Source organism: Kordiimonas gwangyangensis DSM 19435 = JCM 12864, from assembly GCF_000375545.1.
Taxonomy (GTDB): Bacteria; Pseudomonadota; Alphaproteobacteria; order Sphingomonadales; family Kordiimonadaceae; genus Kordiimonas; species Kordiimonas gwangyangensis.
In genome coordinates this window covers 352,135-364,063 of the sequence record NZ_AQXF01000001.1, presented here as the reverse complement: position 1 = coordinate 364,063, position 11,929 = coordinate 352,135, and the positions used below count along the sequence as shown (strand labels likewise).

General features: G+C 58.5%; 14 protein-coding genes. 7 read left to right on the top strand and 7 right to left on the bottom strand.

Annotated elements, in window-relative coordinates; genetic code table 11:
* Position 1: 1 nt before the first annotated feature.
* From B150_RS0101650 to pabB, 4 genes are all read right to left on the bottom strand, one after another.
* Positions 2-778 carry a DUF3450 domain-containing protein gene (locus tag B150_RS0101650; protein WP_020398135.1) on the bottom strand — a complete coding sequence of 259 codons (777 nt, stop codon included), beginning with the start codon at positions 776-778 and terminating at the stop codon, positions 2-4.
* A gap of 634 nt (positions 779-1,412) precedes the next feature.
* Complete coding sequence (locus B150_RS0101645) at positions 1,413-1,619, bottom strand: hypothetical protein (RefSeq protein WP_020398134.1); 207 nt, start codon at positions 1,617-1,619, stop codon at positions 1,413-1,415.
* Between the two features lie 226 nt (positions 1,620-1,845).
* Complete coding sequence (locus tag B150_RS19315) at positions 1,846-2,736, bottom strand: fumarylacetoacetate hydrolase family protein (protein ID WP_020398133.1); 891 nt, start codon at positions 2,734-2,736, stop codon at positions 1,846-1,848.
* A gap of 24 nt (positions 2,737-2,760) precedes the next feature.
* The gene (pabB, locus tag B150_RS19310) at positions 2,761-4,638 is read right to left on the bottom strand and encodes an aminodeoxychorismate synthase component I (protein WP_020398132.1); all 1,878 of its coding nucleotides are present in this window, start codon (positions 4,636-4,638) and stop codon (positions 2,761-2,763) included.
* 240 nt (positions 4,639-4,878) lie between these two features.
* Between pabB and B150_RS0101630 the strand changes: the two genes are divergently transcribed.
* From B150_RS0101630 to B150_RS19290, 6 genes are all read left to right on the top strand, one after another.
* Positions 4,879-5,823, top strand: coding sequence for a transporter substrate-binding domain-containing protein (locus tag B150_RS0101630; RefSeq protein WP_020398131.1), 945 nt, complete (start codon positions 4,879-4,881; stop codon positions 5,821-5,823).
* Positions 5,824-5,913: 90 nt separating this feature from the next.
* The gene (locus B150_RS0101625) at positions 5,914-6,543 is read left to right on the top strand and encodes a LysE family translocator (protein ID WP_020398130.1); all 630 of its coding nucleotides are present in this window, start codon (positions 5,914-5,916) and stop codon (positions 6,541-6,543) included.
* A gap of 9 nt (positions 6,544-6,552) precedes the next feature.
* Positions 6,553-7,074, top strand: a complete 522-nt coding sequence (locus B150_RS19305; protein ID WP_020398129.1) for an MgtC/SapB family protein — start codon at positions 6,553-6,555, stop codon at positions 7,072-7,074.
* Between the two features lie 56 nt (positions 7,075-7,130).
* Complete coding sequence (locus B150_RS19300) at positions 7,131-8,072, top strand: diacylglycerol/lipid kinase family protein (protein ID WP_020398128.1); 942 nt, start codon at positions 7,131-7,133, stop codon at positions 8,070-8,072.
* Positions 8,065-8,652: an exopolysaccharide biosynthesis protein gene (locus tag B150_RS19295; protein WP_155859904.1), complete on the top strand. Its 588-nt coding sequence runs from the start codon at positions 8,065-8,067 to the stop codon at positions 8,650-8,652. Before B150_RS19300 ends, B150_RS19295 begins: the two co-directional genes overlap by 8 nt.
* Complete coding sequence (locus B150_RS19290; protein ID WP_020398126.1) at positions 8,634-9,437, top strand: metallophosphoesterase family protein; 804 nt, start codon at positions 8,634-8,636, stop codon at positions 9,435-9,437. The genes B150_RS19295 and B150_RS19290 overlap by 19 nt, the downstream gene beginning before the upstream one ends.
* Here the strand turns inward: B150_RS19290 and B150_RS0101600 are convergent.
* Entirely contained in the window at positions 9,434-9,823 is a 390-nt protein-coding gene (locus tag B150_RS0101600) for an MAPEG family protein (RefSeq protein WP_020398125.1), read from the bottom strand. The two genes, B150_RS19290 and B150_RS0101600, sit on opposite strands and share 4 nt — an antisense overlap.
* A gap of 95 nt (positions 9,824-9,918) precedes the next feature.
* On the opposite strand from B150_RS0101600, the gene B150_RS0101595 reads away from it, so the two are divergent.
* Positions 9,919-10,500, top strand: a complete 582-nt coding sequence (locus B150_RS0101595) for a hypothetical protein (RefSeq protein WP_020398124.1) — start codon at positions 9,919-9,921, stop codon at positions 10,498-10,500.
* Positions 10,501-10,640: 140 nt separating this feature from the next.
* On the opposite strand, the gene B150_RS0101590 is transcribed toward B150_RS0101595, so the two are convergent.
* Together B150_RS0101590 and B150_RS0101585 are read right to left on the bottom strand one after the other, a co-directional pair.
* Positions 10,641-10,820: a hypothetical protein gene (locus B150_RS0101590; RefSeq protein ID WP_020398123.1), complete on the bottom strand. Its 180-nt coding sequence runs from the start codon at positions 10,818-10,820 to the stop codon at positions 10,641-10,643.
* 123 nt (positions 10,821-10,943) lie between these two features.
* Positions 10,944-11,909: a glycosyltransferase gene (locus B150_RS0101585; protein ID WP_020398122.1), complete on the bottom strand. Its 966-nt coding sequence runs from the start codon at positions 11,907-11,909 to the stop codon at positions 10,944-10,946.
* Between the last annotated feature and the right edge of the window lie 20 nt (positions 11,910-11,929).

The following is an 11,929-nucleotide window of genomic DNA, read 5'->3' as shown; positions in this document are numbered from 1 at the left end:
ATTATTTCCCTTTCGGCGCCTGGACCGGAAGAACCACGAGATCGAACGGTACCTGACGGCGAGCCATACGGATCATGTTCTTCACAGAGTTGGTATACTCATCACCCAGCGTCTTCCACGAGCCAGACTCTTTGTCCCAAACGGCAGTCTCTTTGCCGTCTTTGGTCTGGTAGTAGAAGCCAACGCGACCGATACGAACGAAGTTCACGGTACGACCGTCATCCAGTGCTGCTTCATAAGCATTCACGCTGCGGCCATACTGGGTCTCAGCCTTGAAGGCTTCGAGAACGACACGGAAGCGCTCAGGGTCGCTTACGTTCGGGTCGTCCATGGCATCACGCAGATCGTCGACGCGCTTCAGGCGCTCATCACGCTGGAAAGGCACGTCGGCTTTGATGAATTCTTCAAGGTTCGAGATCATGTCCAGCATGAGCGGGGTGATCTGACGCTTGATTTCGTCGATGCGACCGATCGAGTTTTTGATTTTCTCGATCTCTTCTTCCTGCTTCTTGATCACACGCTTTTGCTGGGCGTTGTACGCCTCGAGGCCTGCGTTGGTCTTCAGGACCGTGCGATACTCAGTGAAGAGCTTGGAGGTGGCATCAGCAGTTTTATCAATACGTTGCTGAGAATCCTGTGCGAGTTTAGTGGCCTGGTTGACCTCTTCTACGATCGACTTCAGACGTGCATCTTGTGCGTTGGCAAGAGTTGCGCCGAGAAGGATCGAGGCAACCGCAGCCGTCGAGACAGCTATCCGTTTCACTTTAGCCTTATCCATTTTCTGCCCACATGGGTTTTAACAAAGCCGCATGGTTGTTCCCCGGAAGGACCCCCCAATGCAGCGGATTAAACCTTGCAAAGATTAAAGCCTTTGAGCGTATCGCCGTCAGGCCCCAAACCTTTACCCTAATAAATTGGGAGCAAGCCAACATTGCACTGAAGCCGAAACTGCAAGTTTTCGGTCTGATGCGAATGTTGTTTCAAAAGGCTTTCCCGTACCTCTCCCAATTGTGCCGACCACCTCACGATTTAATATCGTGTTATCCCGTTATGATTCTCGCCATCACTATGTCCCTCCTCGGGGAGGTGGGAGGACGATTTTTATGGTTGTTTTCCAAGGCCCCGCACTTGCGTGCCTGACTTCAGAAACTGAGACGGGCGGTCCGGCTCGGTGCCTATCATCCAAGAATCTTCTGCGATTCCAAGCAAAAATTTCACTTTTCGTCTCATTACCGGAGTCAATACGTAATTTAACTGCTTGGCACATCGTCCCGAATGACAGATTTGTTTATGTAATAATGTAACTTTTAATGGGAAAAGTCAAATGTTTAGAGGGGTATCGCTATCCCGGGTTGTTTTATACATCCCTATGGTAACGAAAGTTATGCTCTAAAACTTTGGTTTAGGTTGGATTAGCAGACGCGAGATTTTTTTTGCTGCATCTCACGGAGGGCCGCAACAACGCCGTGCCACTGATTCTCGTTGCTGATCTGTAGCGCGTGTTCCAGTCCCATATGGCCCGACAGGCGCGATGCGAGCGCGCGGCAGTCGTCAGAGATATAGGTATCTTCATGATCGGTGAATTGGATGGCCGAAGCACTGGTGGATATGGACCGCATACTCTTTAAACCTCTGTTGCTACAGGCCAAACGCGGCCTCATCACGCCAGAGCCGGTTCATATCCCCCAGAAACCGGACCGTCTGGACTGCATCTAACCTACGCTTCACATCTAAAGAAGCAGTTAATTAATGGCAGCGAATTTAGGCAAAACCGTGCCCGCACGGTGCCGGGACCGTGGCAAGGCAGGCGCGAAACATGGGTCTCCAGAGTTGCGAATCAGGCGGTCAGAGTGGCGTGATACCGGTGGACCTGATGGAAACCTCCAGCGAATCGAGGCTTTCGATCTCAATACGCAGGCGGTCACCGCTTGTCAGAAACTCAGGCGGCTTGCGGCCAGCACCGACACCGGCGGGCGTGCCGGTCAGGATGATATCGCCGCACTCGAGGCGCGCGATCGCGCTCAGCGTGGCGATCACGGTGGGGATATCAAAAATCATGTCCGCCGTATTGCCGTCCTGCATCATCCGGTCGTTGAGATACGTGCGTACCGACAGCGACAGTGTGCCTTCGGGCTTTGTGAGCGGGGTGATCGTCGGGCCAAGCGCGCCTGAGCGGTCGATATTCTTGCCAAGCGTGAACTGGCTGGTGCGTTTCTGGATACGGCGGAGCGAGCCGTCGTTCGCCACAGTCAGGCCAAAAACATGGTCCCAGGCGTCCTCACGCGCAATGGCGCTACCGGCTTTGCCGATGACAACCGCAAGCTCGCCCTCAAAATCGAAGGTCGGTTCACTTGAAGGGAATTCACATGCGCCACCATGGCCGGTGAAGCTTGAGGGGAAGCGCACAAAAATATCGGGCGCGGTCGGGCCATCGGGGCTCGTTAAGCCCATTTCCCGCGCGTGGTCGGCATAGTTTTTACCGACACAGAAAATGCGGCTGGCGGGGCTGAGGGGTGGCAACAGGCGCGCGCCCTCAAGCGGCAACCAGCCGTCCTTGGCGTTCTCGGCCATGCGGGCGATCATCGGCCACGGCGTGGTATGGAGAAAGGCGCCCAGATCCTGTGGCGCGCCGGGAAGGATGCTGCCCGTGGGCAGATATTCGCGCGGGCTGTCCTTGGGGCCGCGCACGCATGCAAGAATGGTCACACCGTCTTTCTCTAACCGCGCGAGGCGCATGGGCTCTCTCCCTGAAATCGTTCTTTATAGTTCCGCCAGGTCCAGCGTGACAGCACGCAGGCCCCGAACACTATTGCCAATATATATCTCGTCAGCATCCAACAGTGCAGCCCGGCTGATGGGCGCGACTGTCACATGCGGTTCGCCACGCGCCAAAACCTCGCTCCGGAGGATGCTGGGCAGCACACCAGCCTCGATGGGCGGCGTGAACCACTGGCCGTCCTTGACGATAAAGACCGTGCTGATGGCACCTTCCGTCAGCTCATCCCGCTCGTTGAAGAACAGGATGTCGGCATAGCCCGCCGTGAAGGCGCGGGCAAATGCGCCGTCATAGACCTGCCGCTTCGTGGTTTTGTGCACGAGGAAGGGGTCGCCCGAATTAGTGCGCGCGGCGGCGAGGCAAACCCGCGCCGGTGCCACCGGGCTTGCGGGCAGCGCGGTGCTCGTGACCGACGCGGACCCGCGCGGGCCCACCAGCAGCCGCACGCGCCTTGCTTCGCCCGAACCTTCAAAGGCGGCGGCATGGTCGTTCAACACTTCCATTACCGTGTCCATATTCAGCGCGAAGTCGAAATAGGCTGCGCTGTCCGCGAGCCGCGCCATATGGCGGTCCAGCAGGTGATAGCTGCCGTCCGTGTCGAGGCGCAGGGTTTCAATCAGCGAGAAGCTCTCGCTCTCCTCCCGCGCGAAGCGGGCTTTGAGGAGGCATTCTTCATATTCGGCTTTGGTTGCGCTGTCGGCAACCACGCCGCTGCCGATACTGAGGCGGCCTTCACCCTCACGATCAAAGACGAGCGTGCGGATGGGTACATTCAGGCTCCAGCGCGCGGGCAATTTGCCCTCCGCCGGGCTGAAGTGACCAATGGCGCCGCAGTAGATGCCGCGCGGCGCTTTTTCAAGCTCGGCGATGATCTCCATGGCGCGTACCTTGGGGGCGCCCGTCACGCTGCCGCAGGGGAAAAGTGCCCGCAAAAGCTCTGACGGCACCAGCCCGTCTGGCGCATCCGCCGTAACCGTGGAGGTCATCTGATGCAGGGTCGGGTAGGCTTCCACTTCATAAAGCGTGGGCACCCGCACGCTGCCGGGCGCGGCAATTCGGCTGAGGTCATTGCGGATCAGGTCCACAATCATGAGGTTTTCGGCGCGGGACTTGGGGTCACCCTTCAACTCTGCCGCGATGGCGGCGTCTTCCGCCGTTGTGCGGCCACGCGGTGCGGTGCCTTTCATCGGGCGGCAGGCCAGCCGGTCCCCGACCCGTTCGACAAACAGTTCCGGCGAGAGCGACAGCACCTGCCACGCTTCACCCTTGCCATTTCCTTCCAAGTCAGCATCACCTGTATCAATGAAGGCGCCATATGGCACAGGCTGGCTCATGCGCAGCTGTTCATAAAGCGCGAGCGCATCCCCCTCTAGCGTGCAGGGCAGTGGGAAGGTGTGGTTGATCTGGTAGACATCACCGGCGGCAATATAGTCATGCACGCGGTTAAGCGCGCGGGCGTAACTTTCCGGGGTCTCTTTGGCGTCGCCAAACGTCAGTGTGCATTTACGCCCGCTGCCGCGGCGGCTGGCCATGAAAAGCTCCTCGAGCTCAAAGCTCGTGAGCGGCTGTGCCTCTCTCGTTGCCAGCATCCAGATAAGCGGTTCACCCGCCTTGGCCTTCATGCTGGCGCGCAGGCGCGGTTCAAAATAGGCGGAACATTCATAAGCGATCCACCCTGCGAGGTGGTACCCATCCGCGAGGCAGGCGTCCATGCGCGCAAGCGCCGGGCCGACTTCGGGCAATGTGCGGGCGCAGATGATCTCTTCCGGCGAATGAAACAGCACAGACCGGCCAGCCTTGTGGGGGCGGCGGCTGTCGTCAAGCAGTACAAAGGGTGCCTGTCTCAGGTCGCGAAGGGTCACGCGCGGGGGTCCTGTGGTTCGCTGTTCATTCTTTTCTTGGGCGGCACACCGGCGGCAAGCGCCAGCATGCCCGACGCGCACCTTATGAGACGAAGCGCCACCCACGTCAACACACAGAGATTTTAGTAAAAATCTATGAATTCGTCACAGAATGGAAAGTGAAGCGGCTTCATCTATTGACAGGTCGCTCATCACTTGTTGAGTATTCGGTAGGGCACGGGGTAATGGGGGACTGCGCGCATGCGCTTCATGTATAGTGAAACCCGGCGGATAGGCTGGATTTTTCTACTGCTTCTACTGGCTTTTGGCACTTTGGGTGTGCCGCAGGCTATCGCTGATCAGAGACCGGTAAAAGAGGGTAAAGTGGGTGCTGCGTCGCCTGCCGACCTTCGCGTGCAGTGGCACCTTTTCAGTTTCCCACCCGCCTTCATCGAATCCGGCCCGCTCGCAGGCCAAGGTTACCAGGACCAGATTCTCGATTTTTTTGAGCATAAGCTCGACGGATTCCAGATCGAGCGCCGCCACAGCGTGCTCGCGCGTGCGCTGGCGAATATCGAACACGGCGGTGCCGCCTGCACCAGCGCGCTCGCCCGCACGCCGGAACGCGAAGCTTACATGGTGTTCTCCAATCCTATTCTGCTGTCGCTGCCGCTGCGCCTTGTGGTCAACGAACACCGTGCTGCCGAAATTCAGGGCCAGTTGGATGAAGCCGGCCAAGCTCATCTCTCTGACCTCGCGACGCTGTCGCACCTCAAGGGTGTGACGGTGATGAGCCGGGCGTATGGCGTCGCCATTGATGGCTGGATTGAGGACGCGAAGGCAAAAGGCGGCATGCATACCGCCGCCCGGCCCGAGCTGGCGTTCCTCATGCTCGCGCGTGGCCGTATTGACTATACGTTCGCCTATCCGGACGAGGTGGGCTATTTCATGCGCCGCCACAAGGGCAAGGACATGATGGATTCGCTCGTGAGCATTCCACTGGCTGACGCCGATGCGGCCCCCGCCAGCCATTTCGCCTGCAGCAATGACGCCACGGGCCGTGCCGTCATTGAAGCCATCAACCACATCCTGACGACCGAGAAGCCAGCGATTGGTGGTCTGGCGCCGTGGCAACGGCCTTATTTCAACTGGATTGACGAACGCGCGCAGGCCGACATGGTGCGCCTGCTGCATTCGGGCGGTTAGCACAGCGCCGCCATTCTTGCCCGCCTGCCTCATTTCGGGCACCATCGCCCGGTATTTTGACAATGTGACCAGTGAATTAGGGGCTAGGCCATGCCAACGATCGAACACCTGATACCGTTTTTCATCGCGACGGCGATTTTCGCTTTTGTGCCGGGACCAGCCATTCTTTATACCGCCGCGCAAACCGTTGCGCGTGGCCGCCGCGCCGGGTTCATGGCTGCCCTTGGCATTCACTTCGGCTGTTATGTGCACGTCATCGCCGCCGCCATGGGGCTGAGCGCGATTTTCACCCATGTGCCGGTGGCTTACATGGTGGTCAAATTCGCGGGCGCGGCTTACCTGCTGTGGCTTGGTTTCAAGCTTATCCGCCAGAAGATCGAGGCAGACGAACTGCCGAGTGTTTCGGTCAAATCCGCCCGGCGTGCATTTTTTGAAAGCATGTGGGTCGAGATCCTCAACCCCAAGGTGGCGATCTTTTTCATTGCCTTCCTGCCGCAGTTTGTGGATGCGGGCGCGGGCCTGCCCATCTGGGCGCAGTTCCTCATCCTCGGCGCATTTGTGAACCTGTCATTCTCCACGGCGGACGTGGTGGTGGTGCTGTGCGCGGACAAGGTTGCGCGCATGGTCAAATCCTCGCGCCGTGGCGCGGGTTTTGTGAACTGGCTTTCGGGCCTTACGCTCATGGGTCTTGGGGCGCGTCTCGCGCTCACGGACAAATAGGCCGCGCTTATGTTTGAAGACATGCTCCCACTTCTGCGCCTTCAGGTCGTTGCCTTTCCGGAACTCATCCTCCGCATAGTGCTCGCGATGGGGATGGCCATGATCATAGGCCTCGACCGGGACAGCAAGGACAAGCCGATCGACTTCCGAGCCTATATGATCATCGCGGTCTGCAGCTGCGCCATCGCCATCGCCGGGCAGGAAGTGTTCGCAAGCTACCGCGACGCGGAAGACCGCCCGCATGTTGACCTCGCCAAAATCATTGAAGGGGTGCTGACCGGCATCGGCTTCCTTGGTGCAGGCGCCATTATCAAACGCGGTGATATCGTGGTGGGCACCGCAACGGGGGCCAGCATCTGGGCCTCCGGCGCGCTTGGGCTTGCACTTGGTTTCGGTTTTTACGAGATCGCTACAATTCTTTTTCTCGCTGTCACGGCTACCCTTGTTCTGGGTGGCTGGTACCGTGAGAAATTCCAGGGCGTTGCAGATAAAGGTCCAAACAAAAAAGACCGCATGAACGAGGACCAGTAACAAAAACCATATGCAATTGACGCACTGGGGGAGGATAACCCGGAGCGACAGTGAGAATGCAGAAGGATTTTTCCTACCATCTGTTGATAAATGAACGGTCGGGCACGGCCGGAAAAACAGGGCGTGAAGCCATCGAGCAAGCGGTAGAAGCCAGCGGCCTGCCGCTTTACCGGCTTGAATTCGTGCCGCCTGATGACCTGCCGGAACGCCTGCGTGAAGCGGCGGGTGGCGAGCATCCCGTGTTGATTGGTGGCGGCGATGGTTCCATCAAATGCTGTGCCGAACATATGCTGGAAAGCAAGAAACCGTTCGGCATCCTGCCGCTTGGCACCATGAACCTGCTCGCACGCGATATGAACATCCCGCCCGCGCTTGAGGATGCCCTCAAGGCCTATGCGGCGGGGGTCGAGGAAGTGGCCATCGATGTGGGCTGGGCCGGGGAGGAGCTGTTCCTGTGCTGTGCGGCACTTGGCATGCTGGCCGAAAGCTCGGCCTTCCGCGAAGCCAACCGCGGCACCCACGAACTGGTGCTGTTGCCGCGTCTCACCGCTTTTGTGTTCAACAAGATGGACCCCGTGTTCCAGCGCCGGGTGTGGCTGACCATGGGCCGTAAGAAACGCCACATCAACACCGCCATGCTGGTGGTGTCCTCGAACCCGTTTGATAAATCCGGCAACTGGATGATGGAAAGTTTCCGCCGCACCAGCCTTCAGGGTGGTGCGCTTGGCATCTATTCCGCCGCCCCCGCCAGCGCGTGGGACAAGCTGCGGCTTATCCTCAGCCTGCCCACGGGCGGCTGGGGCCGCGACCCCGTTGTGCGTGAATGGCAAGCGCGCGAGATGGTGCTGCATTCCGGTCATAAAGAGGAGCTAATATCCCTCGACGGTGAAACCCGCACGGTGACGATGCCGCTTCATTTCAGGAGTGAGCCGAAGGCGCTCAACCTCCTTGTACCGGCACCGGGTGGCATTCAAGCTGAAGGTGGCAGTCATGGCTGATATACATGCGCTCACAGGCACGCTCGATACAATCCGGGACGGCACGGAGGGGGACGAGATCAGCGTGAATGCGCTGATTGAAGCGCTCAATTCCCGCGGGTTTGGCCCGCTTCTCATTGGTCCGGCGCTTATTACCATCCTGCCCACGGGGGCGATCCCCGGCATGCCGGATGTGTGTGCACTGATTGTTATCCTGATGTCGCTGCAGATTCTCTTCCGCCGCAAACATCCATGGATTCCTAAACGCCTGGCCGAGTTTTCCTTCAGCCGCGACAAGTTCCTGAGCGCGCTTGAGAAGGCCAAACCCTACACAAGACGAGTCGACAAAGTGATTTACCCGCGGCTCAAATATTTCGCGCGGGAAGAGTTTGAGCCGGTGATTGCCGTGATGGCGATATTGCTTTCCGTCTGCATCATGATCATGGGGTTCATCCCCTTCCTCGCGGCGTTGCCGGCGTCCGGCATCCTGTTCCTTGGCCTTGGCCTTGTGGGACGGGACGGGCTGATGCTGGTGTTCGCCTTTTTCATTTTCCTCGCCTCGCTTTGGGGGCTTTATTCAACATGGACGGCGATTTTCTGATGACTTTCATGCGCATTGTACATCTTTCCGACCTGCATTTCGGCACCGAGGACACTGACGTGGTGAACGCCCTCAAGACCATAATCATGCGGGCCACGCCTGACCTTGTGGTTGTGAGCGGCGACGTGACCCAGGTGGGCAGCGGCACCCAGTTCCGCGCGGCGAATGATTTCCTTGAAAGCCTTGAAGCGCCGGTGCTGGTGGTGCCGGGCAACCATGATATCCCGCGCTATAACCTGTGGCAGCGCTTTACCAACCCCTACCGCCGCTACCGGCGCCATATCGGGGAGGAGCTGTGCCCCGTTTATGAGGCGGGCAATGTGGTGGTGGTCGGCCTCAATACCGCGCGGCGAGCCTTGCCGCACTGGAACTGGGCCAACGGCGCCATATCGGACGATCAGCTGGATATGCTTGAAAATGTGTATGAGGAAAGCGCGGCGCGTTACCGCGTGTGTGTGTTCCACCACCCCATCCACGACATGGTGAATGCGCCTCTTGATACGGTGGTGTTCGGTGCCAAACGCGCGCAGGAAGCGCTGAGGCGCCTCAAGGTGGATGTGGTACTGACGGGCCATGTGCACCATGCGTCGCTGACCACGCTTGGTGATGACGGGCACAAAACCGTTTTCCTCAGCGCGTCAACCGCGCTGTCGTCCCGCTTGCGCGGCCAGGAGAACGGTTTCAATGTCATTGAAATCTGCAACAACGACATCGAGGTGCAGGTCTTCTCGAAAGGGCGGCGCGGCTTTGAAGTGATGGAAAGCCACGCCATCCGTATGCATTAAAACAGGTGGAAGCCTTTGGCGAGGCCCAGAAGGCTCGCGAGCAGGATCATCAGCCACGACAGGATGGTGCCCCAGAAGCGGTAAGGGTTGCGGCCCTCAAACTTGCCGAAGGTCAGCCCGTGCATCAGGCGACCGAGCACAAAAGCAGCGCCAAAGACCATCAGGATAATCGGGTTGGTGCCCTGATATTCGAGAAGGCCGAGCAGGATCAGGGCTACGGGCGCAAATTCCGTCAGGTTGCCCTGTGCGCGGATGGCGTTGATCAGTTGTTCGTCACCGCCGTCCCCGACCGAGACTTTGGCGCGTCCCCGCTCGCGCGAGACATTGGCAGAAAGATAAATCAGCAAAAGCCCGATCAGGCTTGCTGTTACGAGTGTAATGGCCATATGACCCCTCCCCAGGTTTGATGCCGCCCTTGCATCGCGGGCAAGCTTGAATAAAGTGGGTGCCATCAGCCCTGTGGTCAAGAGGACAAAAAAGAGTGAAGGATCGTTTCAAAGACTGGAACCTGTTGCACAAATCCGTTGTGGCGGTTCTTGCGGCTCTTTTTGTCGGCATTGCCGTGCGGGCGATTGTCGCCATCGATGCGGGGTTCGAGCTCAAGCAAGAGGCGGTGGTGCCCTATGCCACCAGCGATGTCTGGTCGCTGATCACCTCCAACAAGGGCCGTATCCGCTGGCAGGGCCAGCTGGTGGATGTCCAGCGCCTGACCGGCGAGCCGACCGAGACAGGTTCTACCCGGCTGATTTTCTGGAAAGTGGGCTACAAGGCCTGGCACGCGGTGGAGCAGACCAAGGAAGTGCTGCCCGAACGTGTGTTCGCCACCATTCAGGAATCAGACAAGGACCACCGCTGGTTCCGCGTTGAACTGAAGCCTGAGGGCGAATGTTCGACCCATGTGAAAGTCAGTGAAATTATCCGCCCGATGGCCTATAATAAACGCTTCTGGTTCTTCCGTGAGATGGAGGAACACGAAGCGAAGTGGGATGCGTCTTTTGACGCGCTGGAGCGCTGGCTCGCGAACACGGCGACGGCGTGCGAGGCGGGTAGCGAAGCGTCCTGATGCCGCTTCAAGGCGCGCGAAAAAGCGCCGCACAGTTTCCGCACAAAAAGGCCGGTTTTCCGCACAGTTTCCGCACAGATCCCGCACACTTTTCGCACACATTATGCACAGTTTTTGGGGTGTTGAGGGCGTCTTGAGGCCTAGAGGGGGGCGACGTCGAAGTCGGTAAACTCCCACTCGTCGATGTTTTCCATTTCCGCCATGAACAGGTTTTCAGCCGCTACCACGGCTTCTTCCTCTGAACCCGCGTCCACCTCGGTAACCCAATAGAATGTGCCGTGCGGCAGGGTTGCTTGCAGGGTGACTTTCTTGCGGGCCATGCTCGGATTCCTTTGGTTTCCATCGGGGCAGCGCCCCGTTTCATCGTCGTGTTTTGCCCGGTCTAGCATGAAGAATGCTGGCCTGCAACGCCGTACGAACAGGCGACGGCTTCACCTTTAATGTCAGCTGGTTAGCCGCTCCGGCGTGATGCGTTCACCACGGATGAAGGCGTCATTGATCTCCCGGAAGTAGGCGATATCGTGCTTGCGGATGCTTTCAAAGAGGAAGCGGGCGCGCTCGACAAAATTTTTCCGGCTCTCATAGACCTTCATGGCAGCCTCTGCCGTGCCCTCACGCTGGAGCAGCGCTTTGTAGCGCTCGAAAAGTGGGGTGTCGAACAGGGTGTAGGCCGTCGATAACTTGTTGAAATGATAGTATTTTATATTGTCATTCCACGGCGCACCCTTCTCGTCGCGGTAGATATGGCCGATCTCCACATCCTCAATCAGCTTGCAACCACCACCCGCGAGCCATGACTTGATGCTGACCAGCGCTTCCTCGCCGCCATAGCGGTGCAAGCCCCGATAGCCGCCAATACCAAGGAAATAATCCCGCCGCGAGGCATAGTTACCGCCCAGGATACAGGGAATGTAGGACGCGCCGGTTTCTGCCAGCGGTTTGATGTTCCACTTGGGCTGCAGGGAGCTGAGGAAACTGTCGGTCTCCATGGTCATGCTGGCGCCGTGGCCCACGACACCGCCGTCATACACCCCGCCGCGCTTGAGCGGCCTGCTACGGGTGCAGTAAAGCGCGTCCGGGTCGTCATCGACAATCTCGTTGATGATGCGGTGCCAGCCTTCCTTGTAGAAGCGCATGTGCGAATCAAGGAAAATGATATTGTCGGTTCGGGCCCAGCTGGCGCCTTTATGGCGCGCGTGGGCAGGGCCGATCTGCTCGTCGTTTACCAGATAGCGGCAAGTGTAGCGGTCTGCTACGCTTTCATAGTCGACACCGTCCGTGGAGGCGTCGTTGATCAAGAGGATGTCCACCTCGTCGCCACAGGTTTCGCGAATGCCGCGGCAGGTGTTTTCCACCTCCTCGCCTTCATTTGCGAAGCATATAACGGCTGTCAGTCTGGGAATGGACATGGCGGCCCCGGCCTTGAGAA

What these genes read in the sequence shown, in the direction of transcription:
- B150_RS0101625 (WP_020398130.1), top strand. Translation starts at nt 5,914, where the DNA reads ATGCCAACGATCGAACACCTGATACCGTTTTTCATCGCGACGGCGATT.
- B150_RS19305 (WP_020398129.1), top strand. Translation starts at nt 6,553, where the DNA reads ATGTTTGAAGACATGCTCCCACTTCTGCGCCTTCAGGTCGTTGCCTTT.
- B150_RS0101585 (WP_020398122.1), bottom strand. Translation starts at nt 11,909, where the DNA reads ATGTCCATTCCCAGACTGACAGCCGTTATATGCTTCGCAAATGAAGGC.
- B150_RS19315 (WP_020398133.1), bottom strand. Translation starts at nt 2,736, where the DNA reads ATGCGCCTCGCGCGGTTAGAGAAAGACGGTGTGACCATTCTTGCATGC.
- B150_RS0101590 (WP_020398123.1), bottom strand. Translation starts at nt 10,820, where the DNA reads ATGGCCCGCAAGAAAGTCACCCTGCAAGCAACCCTGCCGCACGGCACA.
- B150_RS19290 (WP_020398126.1), top strand. Translation starts at nt 8,634, where the DNA reads ATGGACGGCGATTTTCTGATGACTTTCATGCGCATTGTACATCTTTCC.
- B150_RS0101630 (WP_020398131.1), top strand. Translation starts at nt 4,879, where the DNA reads ATGCGCTTCATGTATAGTGAAACCCGGCGGATAGGCTGGATTTTTCTA.
- B150_RS0101600 (WP_020398125.1), bottom strand. Translation starts at nt 9,823, where the DNA reads ATGGCCATTACACTCGTAACAGCAAGCCTGATCGGGCTTTTGCTGATT.
- B150_RS19295 (WP_155859904.1), top strand. Translation starts at nt 8,065, where the DNA reads ATGGCTGATATACATGCGCTCACAGGCACGCTCGATACAATCCGGGAC.
- B150_RS0101650 (WP_020398135.1), bottom strand. Translation starts at nt 778, where the DNA reads ATGGATAAGGCTAAAGTGAAACGGATAGCTGTCTCGACGGCTGCGGTT.
- B150_RS0101645 (WP_020398134.1), bottom strand. Translation starts at nt 1,619, where the DNA reads ATGCGGTCCATATCCACCAGTGCTTCGGCCATCCAATTCACCGATCAT.
- B150_RS19300 (WP_020398128.1), top strand. Translation starts at nt 7,131, where the DNA reads ATGCAGAAGGATTTTTCCTACCATCTGTTGATAAATGAACGGTCGGGC.